This window comes from Fimbriimonadaceae bacterium, from assembly GCA_019454125.1.
GTDB lineage: Bacteria > Armatimonadota > Fimbriimonadia > Fimbriimonadales > Fimbriimonadaceae > JALHNM01.
This window is the reverse complement of sequence record CP075365.1, coordinates 1,975,305-1,997,680: the sequence shown is the minus strand read 5'-3', so window position 1 is coordinate 1,997,680 and position 22,376 is coordinate 1,975,305. Positions and strand designations below refer to the sequence as shown.

Below are 22,376 nucleotides of genomic sequence, written 5' to 3'. Positions count from 1 at the left end.
GCGCCCCACGGCGCGGGGCTCTGGTTCGGTGAATCCTGACGAATATAAGGGTAAGGCGATGGCGCACAACGAGACGGACGACCTGCAACCGGTGGTGAACGTGAAGGGGCTGCTTTGGATCGGCACCTTCGTGCTTGGCGCGTTCGTGATCGCGTTGATCATCTGGGTCGCGAGCGGCGGCTTTGAGGCCATGTCGCGCCCAAGCGAGTTCGACAAGATCCGCCGGCAGCAGCTCGGCACGCCGACCAGGCCGCAAGGGGCCGAAGCCGGCCTGCCCCCCATGCCCTTCGAGGGTCCTGACCTTTCCGCCGAGCCAGGTGACGAGAGGTCGCCGACCACGGCACGCACGCCGCAACCGGGCGTCTCCTCCAGCGGGCCGGTCAATCCGCCCGCGCTCGAAGAGACCTCGCCCGTGATCAAGCAGTACGCTCCCCTTAACGGCACGGACAGTTACCGCCCCGAAGCGTATCCCGGGCAGAACTCCGGGCGGCCATCCTATATGCCGCCGACTGACAGCAGGTAATTTGCGCGCGTGACGCGCGAAGTGATCTCGACTCCCGACGCCCCTGCCGCGATCGGCCCCTATAGCCAGGCCATCTCGAGTGAGGGCCGCCTCCTCTTTATGAGCGGGCAGATCCCGTTAAAGCCGGACGGGTCTCTTGTGCAAGGGGACGTTAGGGAGCAGACCCAGCAGGTGGTGGCGAACATGCGCGCGCTCCTCGCCGCGGCGGGCCTCGGCCCCGCCAACCTCGTGAAGACCACGATTTTCCTCTCCTCGATGGACCACTTCGCGACCGTGAACGAGGTCTATGGGGGTCTCTTCGAAGGAAACCCGCCGGCCCGCTCGACCGTGGCGGTGGCGGGCTTGCCCAAGGGCGTCGACGTCGAGATCGAAGGCATCGCCGTCTATTAGCCGGATGCACCGCGTCGTTTCCGTCAGCCTGGGCACAAGCAAACGGGACAAGTCCTTCGAGACCGAGATCCTGGGCGAGCCGTTCCTCATCGAGAGGATCGGCACGAACGGGGACCGCGAGCGCTTCCGCGCCCTTTTCCGCGAGCTCGACGGCAAGGTGGACGCCCTCGGCGTCGGCGGGGCGGACATCTGGCTCGTCTCGGGCGAGAAGCGCTACGCCTTTCGCGAGGTTCAAGACCTGGTCTCGGGGGCGAAGACGACCCCGGTGGTGGATGGCAGCGGGCTCAAGCACACGCTCGAACGGGAAGCGGTGAAACTCATGACCGAAGTGATCGACTGGCCACGCGAGCGCGTCCTCCTCGTGAGCGGAGTAGACCGGTTCGGAATGGCGCAGGCGTTGGAGGCGAGCGGCGCAAAGGTCGTTTATGGCGACCTGCTCTTTGGCCTCGGCCTCCCGATCCCCATCCGCAGCTATTCAGCCCTGGAGCGGCTCGCGAACGTGCTGCTGCCGATCGTGACCAGACTCCCGATCCAGTGGTTCTATCCGACGGGCGAAAAGCAGGAAAAGCGCACCCCCAAGCACAAGAAGTGGTTCGATTGGGCGACCGTGGTCGCCGGGGACTGGCACTACATCCGGCGCTACGCGCCGGATCAGATGCCGGGGAAGACGGTCTTGACCCAGACCATCCGCTCGGCGGACCTTGACTGGCTCCGCTCGTGCGGAGTGGCGCGCGTGGTGGCGACGACGCCGGTGATGGGCGGGGAGACCTTCGCAACAAACGTCATGGAAGGAGTTCTTCTCACCTTGCTGGGCAAGCGGCCCGAGACCGCAACGCCCGAGGACTACCTCGGGATTTTAGGGCGGCTGGGATGGGCGCCCACGATGATCACCCTCACTGATCCCAGCCCGAGATGAATCAGGGACGGGCGTGGCGCCCGTCCCGCGGTCTCCCGCCTTAGTAGCGGCTCGACTTGAAGTAGGAGATCGCGTAGCCGCCGCGATCGCGCTGCAGGCCGAAGGTGTGCCGCATCGATTGGCGCTCGCCCCAACCCGTGTAGAAGGTGTGGCGGGCCACGATGGTCGCTTCGTCGCGGTCGCGGTAGACGTCGGTCACGTTGTAGTCGATGGTGCGCGTCCCCTCGACGAGGTCGACGAACATCGTGTAGAACTCGTCCCCGTCGATGCGGTAGCGGCCTGAGCCGTCCACGTCGACCAAGATGGTTCCCCGATTCGGGATCAAGTCTTCGACGAACCGGACGTTGCCGCGCTGGAACGCGTGCTCGATGGACTCGGCGGAAGCCTCAAGGATACGATCGCGATCGTAATTGTCGCGGTACCGGTCGCTGCGCCAGGGATAGCGCGTCGTGCAGCTTGTCCAGCTGAAGACGCCGAACTGGATGCGCGAGCAAGAGACGTACCCGGGAAGGTTGCTGTAATAGTAGAACGGCGACGGCACGTAGAGCACGGGGTCATAGTAGTAACCATAGTGCCGATAGCGGAAGTCGTCGTTGCACCAAGAACCCGAATACTGGTAATAGTTGTGGCGGTACCGGTTGTCGTAGTTGCGGCCCCGGTTCACGCGGGCGCGGTCTTCCCGGTCCGCGTCCACGATGATCGAGCGGTTGTTGCTGATCACGGGGACGTCTGAAATGACGAGCGGTTTGACCTGGCCCCTCTCCGCAATGCGGTTGTCAAAGGCGCGGATATTGTTGTTGTCCTCGCGCTTGCCCAGCGACGGCCGTTCCGTGTTCCGGTCCGGTCGGCCAAGGGCCGGCGCCTCTCCGCGGTCCTGACCGCCGTTATTGGCCCGGGGGGCCTCCTCCTGACGGCCCGGCCTCGGCTTCTCGATCGGGTTCGTTCTCGGTCGAGAGGGAGGCTCAGGCTTACCCTGCTGCGGGCTCACACGCGGAGGGTTGTTTTGCTCCGGCTTGCCCTGCTGAGGGTTCGTTCGAGGCGGCGGAGTCTCACGCACGGGCTTGCCCTGCTGGGGGTTCGTGCGCTCCGGTTTGCCTTGTTGCGGCTTGCTTTGGGGAGCCTTCTGAGGCGCGCCATTGTTGTTCTGCGGCGCCCCCTTCTTGCCGAGCACCGACTGCGAGGGCGCAACGCTTACGAGGGAAAGGGAGAGCACGCACGCGAGCAGCACTGGCCACGTTGCGGATTTCTTCATTACATACAGTCTAACGCGTTGGCGGGTACATCGTTACGCTTGTGCCAAGATCGGCCTCGATGGCCGACCAGGAAACCCTCGACCTGAACCTTGAGCCGGAACCGACGCCCGAGCCCAAGGCCGGGCCGAAGCGCGTCCTGGTGCTTGGCGGAAGCGGGATGCTCGGCCAAGAAGTCGTGCGGGAGTTCGCCTCGCGGGGTTGGACGGTCGCCTCGCCGAACCACATCGACCTGGACGTCCTGTACCGGCCGCACCTGGAGGCGCTCGTGAAGGGCATCTACGGCGATTACGACTGGCTCGTGAATTGCACGGGCTATACGGCGGTCGACAAGGCCGAGCAGGAGACGATGGCCGCCTTCCAGTTGAACGCGGTCACCCCGGGGGCGCTCGCCTTCGCCGCCAAGGAGCGGGGATGGCGGATGCTGCACGTCTCCACCGACTATGTCTTCGACGGCGAAAAGGGGAGCCCTTACACCGAGGACGACGCCCCAAACCCCCTTCAGGTCTACGGCAAGTCGAAACGGGAGGGCGAGCAGAACTGCCTGGAGGCGCTGCCCGGTTGCGTGGTCGCGAGGACCGCTTGGCTTTTTGGGCAAGGGGGACCGAGCTTTCCGGCAAAGATGATCGAGCTTTGGCAGGCGGGCGGGCCTCTCCGGGTGGTGGACGACCAGACCGGCACGCCGACTTACGCGCCCGACCTTTCAGCGATCTTTGCCGAGATCGTCGCCCGCGACCTGGAGGGAGGCGTCGTCCACGCGGCGGGGCCAGACGTGATGTCGTGGCACCACTTCGCCCGCCTCACCCTGGAAGCGTATGAGGCGGCGGGTGAGGGCAGGGCCGTCGAGGTCGAGGCAGTCACCACGGCCGAGATGCCGCGCCCGGCCCGGCGGCCCCGTAACTCCGCGCTCGCGTGCCAGAAGCTCGAGAGCCTCGGGATCGGGCCGATGCGGCCGATCTCCGAGGCTCTCCAGCACTTCGTCGGGGTTCGCAAGCAGGGGGCCGAAGCACCCCGTCCCGGCGACCTTGCTTAGTGCGGTTTGTAGGCCATCGCCTTGGGCGCGGCGGGTTGGCCAGGGTTCTTTGCGACGGCTTCGCCCATCGATTTCTCAAGCGACTTGAAGCAGCTCGCGCAGCAGATGTAGTAGCGCACGCCTTTATAGTCGCGGTATCCGGCCGCCTCGCTGTAGGAAGCGATCAGCTCGCCTGACTTCGGACAGTTCAGGCTCTGCTTGGCGGGGCGCGCCGCATAGGTCGCGGGCGACGCCTTGAACTTCTTCAAGCCCTCGTCCGTTGCGAAGTAGTAGCGGACGCCCTTGTAAACGGTCTGGCCCTTGGCCTTCTCACCGTCGATCCGCTGGCCGGTGATCGGGTCGAACCAGCCCATGGCGACGGGCTTGTCCGAACTTTCGGCCTTCTTCAGATGGGCTTCCGGATCCTTGCTGAAGGTGGCGTCGCAACCGCCGCAGCAGAAGGCGACGTAAAGACCCGCATACTCGACCGCCTTTGCCTTGGCCATAGCGGGGGCGGCCTCCATCATGATCGGGCAGTAAAGCGTGTCGCCCGCCGGAGCGAGCGCCGCGACCGCAAAGAGCAGCGAAGTGAGCATGTCCTTATTTTAGACGAACCTACAGAGCTTCTGGATCCATCGGACGGGTGGCGTGCAAGAATGCGGGCACCAGGATGTGGAAAGAATTTAAGGACTTTATTGCCAAGGGAAACGCGATGGATCTCGCCGTCGGCGTCATCATCGGTGCCGCGTTCCAAAAGATCGTGGACTCCGTTATCACGGACCTGATCATGCCGCCCGTCGGCCTGGTCACGGGCGGGGCCGACTTCAGCCGCCAGTTCGCGGTCCTGAAGGAGGGCAGTCCAGCGGGGCCTTATGCGAGCCTGCAGGCCGCCCGTGACGCGGGGGCGAACGTTCTCGCCTACGGAAGTTTCATAACGGCCACGATCCAGTTCCTGATCCTGGCCCTGGTCGTCTTCTTCATCGTGAAGGGCGTGAACAGCCTGCGCGGGCCCAAGGCGGAAGAGCCAGAGGCTCCCCCGCCTGCAGACGTCGCGCTCCTTGAGGAGATCCGCGACCTGCTCAAAGCCCGCGGGGCCTAGCGTTTCGGCTCGAAGCGCGGCCAGCCCATGGCCGCGCTTTGGGCCCGGCTCCTGTCCACGAGCCGGACATAGAGTTTCTCCCCGACGAACGGCGTCAAGTCCCACACGACCCGCTTCGTCCGGCCCTCGGCTTGGGCGAGCGTTCGCTCGGTCCGGGCGTCGATGAGCTCGGCGAGGGTGTTCTCGCCCCCCTCCCATTGGAACACGATCTGGCCGGCGGTGGCGGTGAAATCGGGGCAGCGCAAGGAGCCGGTCAGCCCGGGCTCGGTCTGGATCCAGTTCGGACGCGCGAAGGCGGCGCCGCTTGCCACGAGCCCTCCGAATGGTCGCCAGCCCCTCCGTCCGCTCGCGGCCGGGTTCAAGGGCGGGGAAGCGAAGACGTCTTGCTCCGGCAGGGCGAAGGCCTCTCCGCCGAACGTGGCCTTTGCCGTGACCGGCCCTTTCATGAGTTCCGCGGGCGAGACTTCCACCTCGAGCCCGGTCAGTCCAAGCGAGGCCTGCAGCTGCTTGCCCGCCACGTCAAAGGAGGCCTTGATCTCGCCCTCGCTCGTCGAGACGGAGCGGCTGGGCGCCATCACGAGCCAGACACGGCCGTCGCGAACCTCGATCTCGACCCGGGAGATGCCGAAGACAATCTCGGCCCGCTGGGAGTCGCTCCCCGCCTCGCCGAACCGCTTGACCTCCACCACGTGCCGCTCGCCGTAGGAGATCGGGTTCGCGCCGAGAGTGCTGACCGGTGGGGTCGCGGGGTTGCTTTGCACGCCGTCCAAGCCGACCGCCCACCCATCGGGATGGATGACCAGTCCTCCGAACTCTTGGTTCGCGAGCGAGACCGCGGCCAGGAGCGCGCCTGCGTCTTCAAAGCCGAAAGACGTGAGCAAGAGGCCGTTCTGGGCGCCGATTGCGGCGGTCCCGTCCGGCACGTCCTCGGGGAACGTGAGGCCGTTCAAGCGGCCCGTCCCGACCGCCAGGAACCGGAACCCAGCCCGCAGGGCGAGCGCTCCCCGCTGCGCGATCGCCTGGTCGCCGGTGCGGAGCCCGATCCGGAGAAGACTCAGGCCCGCGGCTTGCTCCGCGGCAAGATAGCGGCCCCCCTCGCTCGAAACGACCAGGCCGATCGAGGAGGAAGGCATGCTCGGCGCCTGCCACAACGCTTGGCGCAAGAGGAAGGAGCGGGCAGCGGTCCGGGCCACGTCCCGTCCGCTAGCCTCGACGGAGAGCGCGTCGGCGAGCCGGAGGTCGGCTAGCGAAGGCTGTGCCAAGCCGCGGGAGAGAACGGCTTCGGCCTTCGGCCTCAAGGCGGCAAGCTCCGCCCGGGTCATGTTCGGGACAGAGTTCGAGGCGGACGCCCGCACCACGAACTCCGCCCAAGAGGAGTCGAACCCGTCCGTCTCTGCGACGGCGAGCGCTGCCTTCGTGGCTTCCCCGAGCCAATCGAGCGCCTGTTCACGATGCTCCATCTCGCCCGGCTGGTCAACCCAGGTCAAGACCCACGTGGCTGTGGTCGGAAGGGAACCAGGGTCGCCCGGCACCCAGTCCCAGTCGTCGATGTCGAGCCTCCCGTTCCAGGGGGAGGCGGTCGGCTTGGGGCCGGAGACCAAGAGCGCCAGCACGGAGTCGGCTTGCTTCACGAACGTCGTCTGACGCAGGGCCAGGCCCCATGAGCGCATGCCGAAGGCGGCCGCAAGCGCGTTCCGCGTGGGGCCGAACTCCACCTCTTCCGCGCTCCCGGGATGGCCGACCTCGACGTCGCCAGCGTTGGTCTCCGTCTCCCAGAACCGCCAGCCACCTTGCTCCTCGCCTTCTTCCTCCTCTCCCGTCTCGACTTCGGACTCTTCCTCGCCGGCGCCGAACCCGAACGCGTACCGCGTGTAATAGCGGAAGGGGATCGTCTGTGGCATGGCCCTCTCGACGGCCAAGGGATCCATGTCCTGGTAGGCGGCGTCGGTCAGCGCCTTGACCGCTCCCTCAGTGCTGAAGAGGATCGAATACCGGTACTCCACCGGGCCGGGCCGCAAGGTCTCGATCCCCGCCGAGAGCTGGTTCGCCTGGGCGCGCCAGAAGTAAGGGCCGGGCCGGGCGGCTTCCATATCGCGCCAGTCGGAATAGAGGCAGACGCTGCCGCTGGCCGTGTCGAGACCCGCCCCGGGCACCGCAACTTCCAAGTCGCGGCCCCCTTGCGCCCTCGCCTCGCCCGTGGCCTCGTAGCGGCTCTCGGCGCGGCCGGGCGCTTTATCGCCGGGGTTGAGATAGTCCACGACCGCAACACGGTCCGGGCCCTGCAACTCGACCGTCCTCTGGAAGGCGCCCGCTTCCCCGTCGACCTGGAGCTTCAGGCGGCGGGCCTCTACGTCGAGCTCGATGATCTTCGCGCGCCCAGCGAGGGCGTTGCCCGTCTCGGGCGAAGCCGAAAGGAGGGCGGGGCGGCTCTCCGGCGGGCTACGGTCGATGCGCGTGTACCGTTCCTGCCAGCCGCTGGGAGTGACCCGGCCCTCATATTGCAGGTCGCCAAACGTGAGGACGGCCGTCTGCTCTTGAGAGCGGAGCGCCAGGGTAAGGACAAGGCTCAGCATAAGATTCCCGTTATCCTACCGGCTCCATGTTCCCTGGCCTGGTTTATGCAAGAACTCCGGCCCGTCCTCTCACGGGCCGTAGAGGTGCGGTAAGCAAGCCTGCCTGACCTGAGCAAGAGTCTGGCAACAAGTCGGGCTTTGGCGTCTCAGATCGGGCGCGGGAGACGGAACGAGTGGTGTGGGAGAGATCCCAAAGCTCATGTTTATCTCGCTCGCCGCCGCATCCGTCGCCCTTGCCGCCGTAGTCGGCGCTTGGAACCTCACGAAGGACGCCCTCCGCCAGAGGGACTTCGAAGCGGACGCCTAGCGAGCCTAGTTTTTCCCTATACTTGCGTGCTCACCCTCAGCCGGCCCCTTCGGGGGCCGGCCTCTTTTTGCCTGGCCAGGCTCGTCACCCACTTGTTACCACCATGACGTTACCAAAGGTCCCACAGCGTCTCGTTTGAACCTATGCTGGCGCGACAAGAATAGTAGACATAGAAAGAGTTAAACGTCGTAAAAGCCTATAACTCTTGTGCAAAGTGGCATTTTTCAGCCTGAAAAAGTTAGTGGTGGTAAAAAGTAGTAACTGAGTGGTGCACAATACGAATAGCTGAGCTGCCAGGGAAGGCGGCGAGGCGAGAAGGCAAGGGTCTCCCTGCGAACGCTAGGGCCGGTGGCCACGGATGGACGCCGGCCCGTTCTTTCAAACCCTTTGCCGAACGGGCACACCATGACGGCGGACGCAGCGCAAATCTTTATGAGCCAGCTCGCCGGTCGCGACGAAGCCGCGATCGACGAGAAGGGCCGCGTCATGCTCCGCCAAAAGTTCCGCGACCGCCTGGGCACCTACTTCGTGCTCGCCCAGAGCGAGATGGGCTGCCTCGTCGCCTACCCGGTGGAGACCTGGGCGGAGGAGGTCAAGGCGATCCGCGGGGCCCCGGTGCACAACGCGGGCCGAAAGCTGCTGAACCGCATGCTGGTGGGCAGCGCGGAGACCGAGATGCGGTTCGACCCACAGGGGCGGATCCTGATCCCCAAGCAAATGCGCGAGTTCGCGAACCTGCAGAGCCGTGTGGTGGCTGTCGGTTGCGACGACCGGCTCGAGATCTGGGCCAAGGAGGAGTTGGCCAAATGCGAGGCCGACCCGCTCAATTACGGCGCGGAGCGAAGGGAGATCTGGGGGCACGCCTACCGGCTCTTGGAAGGCTCCGTATGAAGCCGGGCCACACGCCGGTGATGATGGAAGAGGTTTTAGAGGTTTTGCCCCTGGCGCCGGGCGCGACCGTCGTGGACGGGACCGTCGGGCTCGCGGGGCACGCACTGGAAATGGCGCGAAGGATCGCGCCGGGAGGACTGATCGTGGCTATGGACTGGGACAAGGAAATGTTGGAAAGGGCCCGCGCGCGTCTGGCCGAAGTGCCGGACGTGCAAGTTTTCACCGCCCATGCGGACTACCGGGAGCTTCCGGCCGTGCTGGCCGCGGCCTGCCTGGAGCACCACCGGAAGGCGCAGGCGGACGCCGTGCTGCTCGACCTGGGGCTGAACAACGCCCAGATCGAAGACCCTTCGCGCGGGATCAGCTTCCAGCAAGAAGGGCCGCTCGACATGCGCATGGACCGCTCGCGGGGAGAGTCCGCCGCGGCCTGGCTCAACCGCGCCAGCGCCTCGGAGATCGAGAACGTGATCTTTGCCCATGGCGACGAGCGCTGGGCCAAGAAGATCGCGCTCCGCATCCTGGAGCGCCGCCCCCTCAAGACCACGCAGGACTTAGTCGACTGCGTCTTGGCGGCGATCCCGCCCGCGCGGCGCGAAAAGAGGCTGCACCCGGCGACGCGCACTTTTCAGGCGGTCCGCATCCACGTCAACCAGGAGCTCGACGAACTCGGCGACTCGATCGAAGAGACGGCGCGCATCCTGCGGAAGGGCGGGGTGCTGTGCGTCCTGAGCTACCACTCGGGCGAAGACCGGGCCGTAAAACACGCCTTCCGCGCCCTGGCCAAAGAAGAGGGGTTTGAAGAGCTCGACCGCAAGCCGCGCACGCCGTCTCCGGCCGAGGTCGCCGCGAACCCGAAAAGCCGGAGCGCGAAGATGCGCACCCTGAGGAGGGTCAATTGAGCGCGATCCCGTTCCGCGAGGCCGAGCCGCTGCTGCAACCCAGGCCCCGCGTGCGGCACCGGGCGTCGGACGAGCCCGCCGCCGCGCCCCGCCGCCGAAAAATCGTGCGGCGAAAGGCCTCCGTTGTCGGCCCCGCGTTCGTCGTATTTTCGATGTCGTTCCTTGTTGCCTATACGGGATCGATCCTTCTTGGGAACGCCGTTGCCGAGCAGGCGAAGTTTTCCGCGCGGCGAGCCGCGACCCGGTCCGAGTTCGCCCGCGCCGAAGTCGACCGCTTGCAGGCGCACATCGACCGGACGACTTCGCTCCGAAGCGTTGAGAACTGGGCATCGGCACGCGGCATGACCAGTGCCTTTCGGCCCGCTCTCGAGGCAGGGCATTGAGCACGGCGCGCAAGCGGGACTCCTTCGTGGCGGCGGCGCTGGCCCTCGGCTTCGGCCTGACCGGCTACAGCCAGCTCCGCGCCCAGGTTCTGGAGCAGGGCGACCCCGCTCACAAGGACAAGAGAGCCGCCCCGGCCGCCGCTACCATTCGGCGCGGCCCCATCCTCAGCAGCGACGGCAAGACCCTCGCGGAAAGCCAGGCCGGCTATGAACTCGGCCTGAACTTCGGCCGCGTTCCCCAGAGCGCGGCCTTCTTTAGCTCGCTGGCGGGGGCGACCGGCCTCGCGACCTGCGACCTTGCCCGCCCCACCGAGTCGGGCAAGGGAGGCCGCGTATGGCGAGACGTCTTCACTCCGGACCAAGCGTATGAGATCAGACAGGTGAAATCGGATTGGGGGGCCGACGGGATCTCGCTCCGCCCGACCACTGCGCGCGCCTATCCGCTGGCAGAAGCGGGCGCAGGCGTCGTCGGCGTCTTGCGGGAGGGCCGGGGCCTCTGCGGCATCGAGGCCTCGCTCGACACGTTACTTTCCGGTTCGCGGCTGGCAAAAGCGGGCATGAACCGGCACGAGGCGCCCAGCGTCGAACTAACGATCGACTCCGTGCTTCAGGTGGCCGCGATGGAAGCCGTGCGCCGTGCGGTCGAGGAGAACAAGGCGAAGGCGGGGTGCGCCGTCGTGATCGACCCCAAGACGGGCGACCTGCTCGCCATCGCCAACTGGCCGAGCTTCGACCCGGACGAATCTTGGAAGCCCGGCGCCGACTTCAACATGGCGACAATGGGCGCCTACGAGCCGGGCTCGACGTTCAAGACGCTGGTTTTGGCCACCGCCCTGGATCACGGCACCGTGCACCTGGGCGACACGATCACCTGTGTGGGTTCTGTCGCGGTCGGGAAACGAGCGGTGCACTGCGTGGCCCACAACGGAAGCCGCGCCCATGGTCGGGTCGACCTGGAAGCGGCGATCGCCAAGAGCTGCAACGTGGCCGCATCCCAATGGGCACTCGGCGTGGGCCGCGAGGACATGCTGAAGTTTATGAACGCGCTCGGGCTGTTCGACCCGCTCGAGATCGGGATGCCCGGCCGCCGGGCCGGCTCCTATGTGAGGGACGAGTACGCGCAAAGGCTCCAGTGCGCCAACTTTGGGATCGGACAGGCGTTCACGGCCGTGCCCGTGAACCTGGCGGCCGCCTACGCGAGCCTCGGGAACGACGGCGTGCTGATGCGCCCCCGCCTCATCAAGAAAGCTGACGGGAAAGAGGTGGGACTCAGCTCGCGGGGGCAAGTGGTCCAGCCGGAGACGGCCCATGAAGTCTTGCACTTGATGGCCTCGGTCATTGAAAAGGACTTTGGCACGGGCCGCGACCTGCGCCTCCCCGGCTATGAGTTGGCGGGCAAAACGGGGACCGCCCAAAAGATTGGGACCTCCAATGGCGACTACGTTGCGAACTTTGTCGGCTTTGTTCCGGCGCAGTCGCCGCGTGCCGCCGTCCTGGTCATGATCGATTCGCCCTCTGCCGGGCAGTACTATGGCGGGGTAGTGGCGGGGCCGGTGTTCCTCGATATCGCGAAAGCGGTCGTGCGGCGCCTTCGGATTCCGCCCGCTGCAGGGCGGTAGGTTTATGGCGGTTGGCCCGGTTCTTCTCTCCGAACTCCTCGAGAAAGCGGGGGTCCGGCATTCGACTTCGTTCGGGGCCGACCCCGTCATCGAGTCCATCGAGTCAGACTCGCGCCGTGTGGCGCACGGATCGCTCTTCGTTTGCGAGCCAAGCGCGAACCGCGACACCCACGAGTTCCTGGACCAGGCGAAGGAGGCGGGGGCCGTCGCCGCCATCGTGCACTCTGCAGAGGGGTGGCGACGGGCGAACGGAATCGGACTCGCGGCGGTGGGGATCGCTCCCGAGGGCCAAGCCTTCCATTTCGCAGTTGGACGTATTTGTTCAGCTTTTTATAGCGAAACTTGCCGCGATCTTGAAGTCGTCGGGATCACGGGGACAAACGGCAAGACGTCGACGGCTTGGATCGTGCGCCACGCCTTGGAGGCGGCTGGGCACCGGACGGCCTACTTGGGCACGCTAGGGCTCGCTTATGGCACGCAGACCACGACCCTCGAGAACACGACCCCTTTTCCCGTCGAGCTCTGGAAACGGATCGCCGAGGTCGCCGAAGCGGGCTGCGAGACGCTAGTGATGGAGGCATCGAGTCACGCGCTTTACCAGCGTCGCCTCGCCGGAGTCTCGTTCAGCGTCGGCGTGTTCACGAACCTCTCGCAGGACCACCTCGATTTCCACGGCGACATGGAGTCGTACGAAGCGGCAAAGAAGTTGCTCTTCACTGAGTACGCGGCCGCATCTGTAAAAGATTTCGCCGCGGTCTTGAACATTTCGGACGAAGTGGCGCAACGTTGGATTCCAGATCTCCCGGTGCCCGTCTTTACCTATGGTTCTTCCGAGGCAATGATCGCGCTGGAGGGCAAGGACGTGGCCGTCGACGGCTTGACGCTGGTCTCGGCCTCTGGCGGCGAGGTGCGAATGCGGCTCGGCGGGAATTACAACTTGGAGAATGCTCGGGCGGCGGTGGCGACGCTCGCGGCGCTCGGCTACGACGTCGACGAGGCCCTTCCTCTGCTTGCCGAAGTGCCGCCGGTCCCGGGGCGGTTCGAGGCGGTTCCCAACGACCGCGGCTTCGGGATCCTGGTCGATTACGCGCACACCCCCGACGCCCTGGAAGCCTTGCTCCGATCCGTGCGTGAGCTCGGGCCCCGTCGGATCGTCACGGTCTTTGGCTGTGGCGGAGACCGTGACCGCAACAAGCGGCCCAAAATGGCGCGCGCCGCTTCGGCCCATTCCGACTTGACCGTCGTCACCAGCGACAACCCCCGGACGGAAGACCCGGAGGCGATTATTGCGGAGATCCTCCCAGGGATCGCGCCAGGTAAGCGAGTTGAAACCTATACAGACCGAGCTGAAGCGATTCGCCTTGCGGTGCACGCGGCAGAGCCTGGCGATGTGGTCGTCATTGCCGGGAAGGGCCACGAGGACTATCAGATCATCGGCCGCCAGAAGTTCCCAATGAGCGACCGACAGATGGCCCTGGAAGCCCTCGCGATGGAGCCGACCAAGCCATGAGACCCGTGGCTTTGGGCCAGTTTGCGGGTGAGGTCCTTGGCGCGGTACGGAACGCCGACCCTGACCTCAAGTTCCACGGCTTTGCTTGGGACAGTCGCAATGTGAAGCCTGGCGACCTCTTCCTCGCGGTCCAAGGGGCGCATCACGATGGCCACGACTATGTCGAGGCGGCCCTCCTGGCCGGCGCCGTGGCGGCCTTGGTGGAGAGGAGCGTTCCCGGGCCCTCCATCCAAGTCGAGAGCCTGTTCGAGGCTTTGGCGAGGTTCGCCGCGGGGCGGCGCGACCGCTTCGAGGGAGGGGTGGTCGGCATCACCGGAAGCAATGGAAAGACCACCACGAAGGAAATGGTCGCGGCCGCCCTCTCGAGCGGCGGCGCGGTCTTGAAAAGTCCTGCGAACCACAACACGGAGCTCACCGCCCCGCTCGTCTGGGCCGAAGTCGAGGGAAAGGCCTTCGTCGTCGCCGAGCTTGCGATGCGGGGTTTCGGCCAGATCGCGCATTTGGCCAGGTTCACGCGACCCACCGTCGGGCTCGTGACGGGCATTGGCACGGCGCACATCGAAATGGTCGGTTCGCGCGAAGGGATCTTGCGTGCGAAGTCGGAAATGCTGGAAGCGATGGGCGCGGACGCGGTGAGCGTCCTGCCTCGCGACGACGACTTCTACCCCGAGCTCCTGACAGCGGCGCCCGGCCCCGTCGTCACGTTCGGCTTCTCGCAAGAAGCGGACGTGCGCATCATCGGCTACCGCGCGGAATCGGCCGAGGCCTGCGAAGTGCTGGTCGACGCGCGGGGCGAGGCTGTGGCCGTGAGACTCCCAACTGTTGGCAGGCACCAAGCCGCGAATGCGGCGGCGGCACTGGCCGTCGCTGGTGTCTGCGGCGTTCCATATAAGTCTGCGGCTGAAAACTTACCATTTGCAGACCTGCCCCCGATGCGCATGGAGCGCTCGGAGAGGGCGGGGGCGACGGTGATCTTGGACACCTACAACGCGAGCCCCGACAGCACCGTTGCCGCGATCACGACCTTTGACGAGATCCCGGTGGCGGGTCGACGCCTGGCCGTGCTGGGCGACATGCGCGAGCTCGGCGAGTTCACCGAAAGTGGACACCGCCTCGTGGGGCGGGCGATCGCCTCCTCCCGTCTGGACCATGCGCTCCTGCTGGGCCCCTCGATGCGCTACGCGGCGGAGGAGGCGGCGCAAGCAGGATGGCCGTCCGGAAAGCTTGAGTGGTGCGAAAGCTTGGATATCGATAAGGGAAGGGAAGTGGTCGGAAACTTGAACAAAGGGGACGCGCTCCTTGTGAAGGGGAGCCGCGCCCTCGGCTTGGAGCAAATCCTAACAGAGCGGGCTGCGCACCCATGAGGGCCGACCTGATGCCCCTGGTCCGAAGCGGCCTCGCCGCACTGCTCGTCGCGCTCGCGGCCAGCCCGGTCGTCTTTCGGGCCCTCATCGCGATGAAAAGTCGCCAGAACGTGAGCAGGCACTTGCCCGAGCACGCTGCCAAACAGGGGACGCCGACCATGGGCGGGTTCATCGTGCTGATCGGGGTCGCGGCGGGGATGGCGGTGCTCCGGTTAGGCCCTGCCCCTTGGATCTTGCTCGCCGGGTTCGCTCTGATCGGCTTCGCAGACGACTACCTTGTCCAGCGGTTCCGGCCCGAGTCGCGCGGGTTGAGCTGGATGCCCAAGCTTGTTGCCCAGTTTGCGTTCGCGTTCGGGGCGGCCTTCGCGGAAGGGCTGGCGGCGCTCCCCTCGTTGGCGTTCGTGCTCACCGTCCTTTTCTATTCGAACGCCTTCAACTTCGCGGACGGGATGGACACGCTGGCAACCGGGATCGGCCTCTTGCTTGCGGCCGCCCTGATCACCCTCGAGTTCGCGTTCTTGGGCAGGTTCGGTCCCGGAAGTCTTGTGATGATCGCCCTGATCGGCGGCTTTATCCCGTTCTGGTTCTTGAACGCGCCGCCGGCGCGCGTGTTCATGGGCGATGTCGGCGCGCTCCCGATCGGTGCCCTCTTCGGTTGGGCTGGATTCGGCCTCGTCCAATCGGCCCCGGCAGGGCTGGCCGTGTCGGTGTGCATCGCGGTCGCGATCGCCTCGGCCGTGCTTTTGGTCGAGATCGTCCCGGTTCCGATGCAGATCGGCTGGGTGAAGCTGACGGGAAAACGCCTCTTCCGCTTCAAGACGCCCGTCCACCACGAGTTCCAGTCGGCGGGCTGGCCCGAAACGCGGGTCGTCGCCTTGTTCCACGTCGCGCAAGCGGTCTGCACGTTCTTCGCGTTTGCCTGGGCCGTCGTGTGCGTGTTCTCGCTCGGGCAGGGGGCCTTGCTGAAGTGAGGGTTCCGAAGCGGATCGCGGTTGCCGGAATGGGCGTGAGCGGCCTTGCCGTAGGGCGCGTGGCGGCCCGATTGGGGTCGAGCCCGGTCGTTTTCGACCAGAAACCGGCGGATAGCCCGAACGTTATCGAGGCGGTCGACCAGCTCGTGGCGGAAGGGGTCGAGGCGGTGACGGGCTGGCACGGCCGGCTCGACGGGAGCGAGTTCGACGCCTTGGTGGTGAGCCCCGGCTTTCCTCGGGAGCACCCCGCGATCCGCGACATGTTGGCCCATGGCCGCCCGGTGTGGAGCGAGGTCGAGTTCGGCTTTCGCATCGCGAAGGCGCCCGTCGTCGCGATCACCGGCACCAACGGCAAGAGCGCGACCACGGTGCTGACCTGGACGCTGCTCGAGGCTTCGGGGACGAGGGCCTGGCTTTGCGGCAACATCGCGGGCAGCGGCTTCCAGGAGACCACGTTCACCGAAGCGGCCGCTGCCGCAGGCGCGGACGACGTGCTCGTCGCCGAGGTCAGCAGCTATCAGCTCGAATGGGTCGAAGAGTTCCATCCCCGGGCGGCGACGGTCACAAACGTGACCCCTGACCACATGAATCGGTACAACACTTTTGAGGACTACTTGGACACAAAGCTTCGAATCCTCGATAGGCTGGGGGAAGGTGACGCGGCCGTCCTGAACATTGACAGCGCCGACGCGCACGCGCAGCGAGTGCGCGAAAGGGTGGCGGCCTCGGGTGGGACCGCTTCGATCGTCACGTACAGTCCGTCTGGAACTCAAGTGGCTTCAGGTGTCACCAGGGTCGAGGGTGAGACGCTTCTCCTCGGGGACCACGTCCTCAGCAGGGGAGAATTGCCGTTGCTTGGGCACCATAGCGTCGCGAACGTTCTCTGCGCCTGGGAGCTGGCGTCGCGCGTGGGGAATCCGAACGAGGCTTCGGTCGATGCCCTCAGGTCGTTCCGCGGACTCTCGCACCGGCTGGAGAGGGTCGGGGAGCGTGGAGGCGTGCTGGTGGTGAACAACTCGATGTGCACCAACCCTGCGGCCGTGGTCGCGAGCAGCCAATCGCTTGGGCGTCGCCAGCACCTGCTGATGGGAGGGGACGCGAAGAAGTTGGACTATGCGCCGGTTCGCGACTATCTCGCAGGTAGCCCTCACAAAGTCTACGTTTTCGGCCCAGAAGCTGAGCAAACAAACGCGAACCTGGGGGGTCGATGGCAAGTTTTCGCCCGCCTTGAAGACGCGTTTGAGGCAGCCGTGGCGGCGGCGGTGCCGGGCGAGGCCGTGATGCTTGCCCCGGGTTGCGCGAGCTCGGAGCCCTATGCGAATTTCAAGGAGCGCGGCGAAGCGTTCCGCGAGATGGCCGTGAGGTGGCTGGGATCGTGACCGACCTCCGGCGGGAATCGGCCTGGATTTGGGCCCTGGCGTCCATCGCGACCGTCATCGGGATGCTGGCCATTTGGGACGCTGGCTATGTGCGTGCGGCCGCGGACGGCGGCGTCGTTCCCCGTGAGTTCGTGAGCCAGGGTGTGGCGATCGTCGCCGCCGTGATCGCGGGAGCCGCGTGCGCGGCGATCCGCGCAAAGGACTGGCGGCGGTTAGCCCCGCTTGTCTACCTGCTTGGGTTGGGCTGCCTTATCGCGGTGAAGGTCATCGGCAAGGAGATCAACGGCGCCCAGCGCTGGATCGAACTGGGGTTCTTCAACCTCCAACCCTCGGAGGTCGCCAAGTTCGCCGCCATCTTGTTCCTGGCCGCGGTCTTTGCGGACCGCAAGCCCAGCCCACGGCCCCCGAGAAAGCGGTTGGCCTGGTACGAGGCTCTGGATCGGGTCTGGATGCCGCGCCTTTTGCGGGCCTGGCCCCTTCTTGCCATAGGGGCCTATGTGCTCCTGATCGAGGCCGAGCCGGACTTGGCGACCGCCATGGTCATCGCCGCCGTGACGCTTGGCATGATGATCCTGGCAGGGGTCAGGGCGTCCTCCCTCCTGGCCCTGGGGGCGGTTTCCACGGTGGTCGTGGGCTACATGGTCATGACCGAGCCGTACCGTATGGACCGCATCGTGAACCATGGTTCGCGGTGGGAGAAGGGCAACATCGATTCGATCGGTTACCAGACCACGCAGTCCGAAAAGGCGATGCTCCGCGGGGGCCTGACAGGGGTCGGTCTTGGCGAGGGACGCGCCAAGCACACGCTGCCCGCGCCGACCACCGACTTCGTGATGACCACGATCTCCGAGGAGACGGGGCTGGTCGGGTCGCTGGCCGTCCTCGCTGTCTTGGGTGGCCTTACGGCCATGCTCTTTCGAGCGGCGATGCGCGTCCAGACTCAGTTTGGAAAGCTCGTGGTCGCGGGGGTTGCTACATGGATTGGGGTTCAAACTTGCACAAATGTCATGATGGCCAATGGCTTCTTGCCCCCGATTGGGGTTCCGCTTCCGTTCGTGAGCGCGGGCGGCTCCAGCCTCATCGCCTTGTGGGCCGCGCTCGGGCTCTGCCAGTCCCAGTTCATGGCGAAGGCTCAAGGGGCCGAGCTTGAAGCTGGTCATGACCGGCGGTGGCACCGGCGGCCACGTGTTTCCGGCGCTTGAAGTCGCGCGAGCGGCACAGGACCGGGGCGCGAGCGTCCGCTACTTCGGTTCGCACCGTGGGATCGAAGGCGCCCAGTGCGCCAAGGTCGGCCTGCCGTTCGAGGGGTTCGCGAGCGAACCGGTCTACTCGCTGACGCGGCTTCGAGGCTGGCGTTCGATCGTGCGGCTCCTGCGCGCGAGCGGGAAGTGCGCGCGTGCGCTCGAGCGAGAGAGGCCGGACTGCGTCTTCGCCACGGGCGGATATTCGTCCGCGCCGGTGCTCAGCGCGGCCAAGCGGCTGGGCGTCCCGCTGGTGCTGCACGAGCAGAACAGCGTTCCCGGCCGCACCTTGCGGCTCGCCGCGCCTTCGGCCCACCGGGTCTGCCTCGTCTTTGACGGGGCCGCGAAGTTTTTCCCACAGGGCCGGACGGTGCGGACCGGAATGCCGATCCGCCGCGAGCTGCGGGATTCCGCCCAGGGCCGACTTCCGACGACGCACTCGCTGGAATCAGCCGCGCCGATCGTGCTCGTCATGGGCGGTTCGCAGGGGAGCCTCGCCCTCAACGATGTGTCCCTCGCGGCAGCGGTGCGGATCGCGAAGGACGAGCTGCAGTGGCTGCACCTCACCGGCCTTTCCCACTTCGAGTCCACGATGGAAACCCTCCGCAAAATGCCGGTCAAGGCGCCTTATTCGGTGAAGGCGTACCTGGACGCGGACGAGATGGCTTGCGCCTACTTTTCCAGTGCGGTGGCGGTGTGCCGCGCCGGGGCGGGCACGCTGAGCGAACTGGCCGCCTTCCGCAAGCCGGCGATCCTCGTGCCCTATCCGAGGGCCTTTGGCGACCACCAGCGGAAGAACGCAGAGGAGTTCGCGGCCATGGGAGCGGCGGACGTGCTCACCCAGGACAACCTCTCCGCGTCGAGCTTAGAGATCCGGCTTTACTCCTGGATCCACGACCGGGAGCGCGTGCTGGCGGCCGAACGGGCGCTGGCGGAGTGGGACGTCCCCGATGCCACCGAGCAAATCCTGGACATTGTTTGGGAGGCAGGAGCGGCTCCATGAGGACGAAGCAGGAGATCGAGACGGCGTTCGCGCCGCGGGCTTCGCTCGCGGGCCGCAAGTCGTTCTTCCTGGTGGGCATCGGGGGGGCGGGCATGAGCGGCGTCGCGCGGATGCTTTCCCGGCGCGGGTTCCGCGTCCGCGGCACCGACTCGACCGATTCCGAGGTCGTGAGGGCCCTCCGCGAGGACGGCGTGGAGATCTGGATCGGCCACTCTGGAGACTTTGTCGAACGGGGCGACGCGCTTGTCTTGACGGACGCGATCCCGCTGGAAGAATCGCCCGAGGTCGCGGCCGCCCGCGGGTTCGGGAACCCCTTGTTCCGGCGCTCGCAGGTCCTTGGCTGGCTGCTCGAAGGGCAGAGGACCATCGCGGTGACCGGATCGCACGGCAAGACCACGACCACGGGGATGATCGGGGCGGGCTTGCGGGCGAGCGGCCTGGATCCGACCATCGTGGTCGGCGCGGAGGTGCCGGACTTCGGAGGCGCGATCGTGGAAGGGCAGGGCGGCCTCGCCGTTGTCGAAGCGTGCGAGGCCTACGATTCGCTCCGCGACTTCGACCCCTACATCGTCGTTCTCACGAACTTGGAACTCGACCACGTAGATTTCCACGGCGACTGGCAGGGGCTGCGCCGTAGCATGGAGGCCTTTCTCAGCCGCATCGTGCCGGGCGGGACCCTGGTCTATTGCGCAGAAGACCCCGGGAGCCGCGAGGTGGCGGAAGCGGTGGCGGCGGAGCACGGCGTCGCAACCGTGGCCTATACGATCGAGGACAGCCGCCTGCCCGAACTCGCGTTGCCGGGCCGGCACAACGCGCTGAACGCGACGGGGGCATTGGTCGCGTGCGAGCGGCTCGGGGCGGACCCGGCCCGGGCCGCGCAAGGCATCGCGGCTTATCGAGGGGCGGAGCGGCGGCTCCAGACCATTGCGACGAAGCCCCTCGTCGTGATCGACGACTATGCCCACCACCCGACCGAGATCGTCGCCAGCCTGCAGGCGGTGCGGGAGCGTTGGCTCCCGGGAGCGCCGGAACCGGGCGGCCCGCGGCTGGTCGTCGTCTATCAACCGCACCTGTATTCGCGCACGGCGCCGCTCATCGCCGAGTTCGCGGCAGCCCTCTCCCAGGCGGACTTCGTGGTGCTCACAGACATCTATCCGGCGCGCGAGGCGCCGATCCCGGGGGTCAGCTCCTGGCGCATTGCGGAGCAAGTGACGAAGCCCTGCCAGTACGTGCCGCAGCGCCACCTGTTGCCGCGGGAAGTGGCAAAGGTCGCCCGGCCCGGAGACGTCGTGGTCGGCATGGGCGCGGGGAACATCGCGTCCTTCGCGCCCGACTTCGCGAAAGAACTGGAGAGGGGCTCCCCTGAGCGGGTCGCCGTGCTTTATGGCGGGGACTCGGCGGAGCGGGAGATCTCGTTGCTCAGCGGCCGAGAGGTGGCCGCCGCCCTCAGGCGCCGCGGCTACACCGCGTCCTTGCTCGATGTCAGCGAACTCTTGCTCAGTGGGCAGAGCCTGGCGAAGCTCGCCGGCCCCGCGCGGCCGGACGTCTGCTTCCTTGCCGTCCACGGGTCGCGGGCGGAGGACGGCGCGATCCAAGGCTTGCTCGAGCTGCTGCACCTGCCCTACACGGGTTCGGGGATCGCGGCGAGCGCGGTGGCCCTGGACAAGGACCGGACGAAGACCGTGCTGGCCGCCGCCGGACTGCCCGTGCCGGAGGGACTGGCCGTGTGCCGGGACAAGCATGGCGAGCCGCCTTTGCCCAAGGAGGGCGCGGGGTGGGTGGTGAAGCCGAACAAGCAGGGTTCGACCGTGGGGCTCCGGTTCGTCGAGGAGGCGTCTGAACTCGCCGCCGCAGTCGCTTACGCGCTCCAGTTCGACGAGGTCGCGCTCGTCGAAGATTGGGTCCGTGGGGTCGAGGTAAGCGTGCCCGTGCTCGGCGCCGAGACTCTTCCCGTTGTCGAGATCGTGCCCGCGAGCGGGGCGTACGACTTCGCCAGCAAGTACACGGCCGGGGCGACCGACGAGATCTGCCCGGCGCGCCTCACCCCGGAGCAGACCGCCCTCTGCCAGGACTACGCGCTCCGCGCCCACCATGCCCTTGGGTGCGCGGGGTGCACCCGCACCGACATGATCGTGACCCCCGAACGGGTCGTGGTCTTGGAAGTGAACACCCTGCCCGGGATGACCCAGACCAGCCTCGTCCCGCGGAGCGCGGCGGTGGCCGGGATCGACTTCGACGACCTTTGCGTCAGGATCGTGCAAGATGCCCTCAACCGCTCGAAAGCGTAAGCGAAAATCCCGGTTCCGGCTGTACCCCTCCGAGGTGCTCTGGTTCTTGGTGTTCGCCAACCTGGCCGCGGGATTTCTCGCGAGCCCGGCGACGGGCCTGAGCCGGGTGCGGGTCGAGGGCGCCGCCCCCGCCGACGAAGACGCGATCGCCGCCTCGATCCAGAAGCTGCGCGGGGTTCCCTTCGTCCGGCAGGACCGCCGGGCGCTCGAGGCCGAGGTGGAAGCGATCGGCGACGTGGCCCAAGCCGAGCTCCAGTCGAACGTCTTCGGCCGTGGCGTCCTGAAGGTGGTGCTGCGCGCACCGGTGGCGGAGGTCTCAGGGCAACTGGTCTACCTCGACGGGAACGGGGTCTTTTTCAAGAGTAAGCGGCGGTTCGCGGGCCTGCCCAGGCTCGCCCTCCCGGAAGGCAGCGAGGTCCCGAACCTGTGCCTTTCCAGCGGGGTCGAAAGCCACAAGATCGCTGAACTCTGCAAAGGTTTGGCGGACCGTTTGCCCAATCTTGCCGATCTGATTGCTTTAGACGCCCGTGGGGTTCTATCCTTTGAGACAAGCGACGGGTTCGTCGTCGTCCTGGGGTCGGCAGAGGACCTGGCACGCAAGCTGGATCGTCTGGAGAGCGTATTGAAGGAAAGGCCGGATCTGCCGAAGAAGGCGCGGCGACTGGTCCTTACTGCCCCTGATAGTCCGGTCGTGAAAGGCTAGGAGAGCCAACTTGCACAATCCGTTCGCTAAAACCCAACAAACGCAACACTGGGTC

At 66.4% G+C, this 22,376-nt stretch carries 20 protein-coding genes; 17 read left to right on the top strand and 3 right to left on the bottom strand.

What is annotated here, in order from left to right:
* The first annotated feature begins 58 nt into the window (after positions 1-58).
* From KF733_09815 to KF733_09805, 3 genes are read left to right on the top strand one after another with little or no spacing between them, the layout of a single operon-like run.
* On the top strand, positions 59-523 hold the full coding sequence (locus KF733_09815) for a hypothetical protein (protein ID QYK55298.1): 465 nt from the start codon (positions 59-61) through the stop codon (positions 521-523).
* A 9-nt stretch (positions 524-532) separates the two neighbouring features.
* Positions 533-913 carry a RidA family protein gene (locus KF733_09810; GenBank protein ID QYK55297.1) on the top strand — a complete coding sequence of 127 codons (381 nt, stop codon included), beginning with the start codon at positions 533-535 and terminating at the stop codon, positions 911-913.
* Between the two features lie 4 nt (positions 914-917).
* The gene (locus tag KF733_09805; GenBank protein QYK55296.1) at positions 918-1,829 is read left to right on the top strand and encodes a hypothetical protein; all 912 of its coding nucleotides are present in this window, start codon (positions 918-920) and stop codon (positions 1,827-1,829) included.
* Positions 1,830-1,869: 40 nt separating this feature from the next.
* On the opposite strand, the gene KF733_09800 is transcribed toward KF733_09805, so the two are convergent.
* Positions 1,870-3,081: a hypothetical protein gene (locus KF733_09800; protein QYK55295.1), complete on the bottom strand. Its 1,212-nt coding sequence runs from the start codon at positions 3,079-3,081 to the stop codon at positions 1,870-1,872.
* 59 nt (positions 3,082-3,140) lie between these two features.
* Between KF733_09800 and rfbD the strand changes: the two genes are divergently transcribed.
* Positions 3,141-4,112, top strand: a complete 972-nt coding sequence (rfbD, locus tag KF733_09795; GenBank protein ID QYK55294.1) for a dTDP-4-dehydrorhamnose reductase — start codon at positions 3,141-3,143, stop codon at positions 4,110-4,112.
* Here rfbD and KF733_09790 read toward each other — a convergent pair.
* Complete coding sequence (locus KF733_09790; protein QYK55293.1) at positions 4,109-4,687, bottom strand: YHS domain-containing protein; 579 nt, start codon at positions 4,685-4,687, stop codon at positions 4,109-4,111. The two genes, rfbD and KF733_09790, sit on opposite strands and share 4 nt — an antisense overlap.
* Positions 4,688-4,761: 74 nt before the next feature.
* Here KF733_09790 and mscL point away from each other — a divergent pair, with 74 nt between their 5' ends.
* Entirely contained in the window at positions 4,762-5,190 is a 429-nt protein-coding gene (gene mscL / locus KF733_09785; protein QYK55292.1) for a large conductance mechanosensitive channel protein MscL, read from the top strand.
* Here the strand turns inward: mscL and KF733_09780 are convergent.
* Complete coding sequence (locus KF733_09780; GenBank protein ID QYK55291.1) at positions 5,187-7,763, bottom strand: hypothetical protein; 2,577 nt, start codon at positions 7,761-7,763, stop codon at positions 5,187-5,189. The genes mscL and KF733_09780 overlap by 4 nt on opposite strands.
* Positions 7,764-8,475: 712 nt before the next feature.
* On the opposite strand from KF733_09780, the gene KF733_09775 reads away from it, so the two are divergent.
* From KF733_09775 to KF733_09720, 12 genes are read left to right on the top strand one after another with little or no spacing between them, the layout of a single operon-like run.
* Positions 8,476-8,961, top strand: coding sequence for a hypothetical protein (locus KF733_09775; GenBank protein QYK55290.1), 486 nt, complete (start codon positions 8,476-8,478; stop codon positions 8,959-8,961).
* Positions 8,958-9,860 carry a 16S rRNA (cytosine(1402)-N(4))-methyltransferase RsmH gene (gene rsmH, locus KF733_09770; GenBank protein ID QYK55289.1) on the top strand — a complete coding sequence of 301 codons (903 nt, stop codon included), beginning with the start codon at positions 8,958-8,960 and terminating at the stop codon, positions 9,858-9,860. The genes KF733_09775 and rsmH overlap by 4 nt, the downstream gene beginning before the upstream one ends.
* Positions 9,857-10,243: a hypothetical protein gene (locus KF733_09765; protein QYK55288.1), complete on the top strand. Its 387-nt coding sequence runs from the start codon at positions 9,857-9,859 to the stop codon at positions 10,241-10,243. Before rsmH ends, KF733_09765 begins: the two co-directional genes overlap by 4 nt.
* Positions 10,240-11,862, top strand: coding sequence for a penicillin-binding protein 2 (locus KF733_09760; GenBank protein QYK55287.1), 1,623 nt, complete (start codon positions 10,240-10,242; stop codon positions 11,860-11,862). Before KF733_09765 ends, KF733_09760 begins: the two co-directional genes overlap by 4 nt.
* Before the next feature lie 4 nt (positions 11,863-11,866).
* Positions 11,867-13,372, top strand: a complete 1,506-nt coding sequence (locus tag KF733_09755) for a UDP-N-acetylmuramoyl-L-alanyl-D-glutamate--2,6-diaminopimelate ligase (protein ID QYK55286.1) — start codon at positions 11,867-11,869, stop codon at positions 13,370-13,372.
* Entirely contained in the window at positions 13,369-14,736 is a 1,368-nt protein-coding gene (locus KF733_09750) for a UDP-N-acetylmuramoyl-tripeptide--D-alanyl-D-alanine ligase (protein ID QYK55285.1), read from the top strand. The genes KF733_09755 and KF733_09750 overlap by 4 nt, the downstream gene beginning before the upstream one ends.
* An 11-nt stretch (positions 14,737-14,747) precedes the next feature.
* Entirely contained in the window at positions 14,748-15,707 is a 960-nt protein-coding gene (locus KF733_09745) for a hypothetical protein (GenBank protein ID QYK55284.1), read from the top strand.
* A complete protein-coding gene (murD, locus tag KF733_09740) occupies positions 15,704-17,086 on the top strand; it encodes a UDP-N-acetylmuramoyl-L-alanine--D-glutamate ligase (protein QYK55283.1) in 1,383 nt (460 codons plus the stop codon). Before KF733_09745 ends, murD begins: the two co-directional genes overlap by 4 nt.
* Positions 17,083-18,288: an FtsW/RodA/SpoVE family cell cycle protein gene (locus tag KF733_09735; protein ID QYK55282.1), complete on the top strand. Its 1,206-nt coding sequence runs from the start codon at positions 17,083-17,085 to the stop codon at positions 18,286-18,288. The genes murD and KF733_09735 overlap by 4 nt, the downstream gene beginning before the upstream one ends.
* Positions 18,233-19,330, top strand: coding sequence for an undecaprenyldiphospho-muramoylpentapeptide beta-N-acetylglucosaminyltransferase (gene murG / locus KF733_09730; GenBank protein QYK55281.1), 1,098 nt, complete (start codon positions 18,233-18,235; stop codon positions 19,328-19,330). Before KF733_09735 ends, murG begins: the two co-directional genes overlap by 56 nt.
* Positions 19,327-21,618, top strand: coding sequence for a D-alanine--D-alanine ligase (locus tag KF733_09725; protein QYK55280.1), 2,292 nt, complete (start codon positions 19,327-19,329; stop codon positions 21,616-21,618). Before murG ends, KF733_09725 begins: the two co-directional genes overlap by 4 nt.
* Complete coding sequence (locus tag KF733_09720; protein QYK55279.1) at positions 21,593-22,321, top strand: cell division protein FtsQ/DivIB; 729 nt, start codon at positions 21,593-21,595, stop codon at positions 22,319-22,321. The genes KF733_09725 and KF733_09720 overlap by 26 nt, the downstream gene beginning before the upstream one ends.
* Positions 22,322-22,376 lie beyond the last annotated feature (55 nt).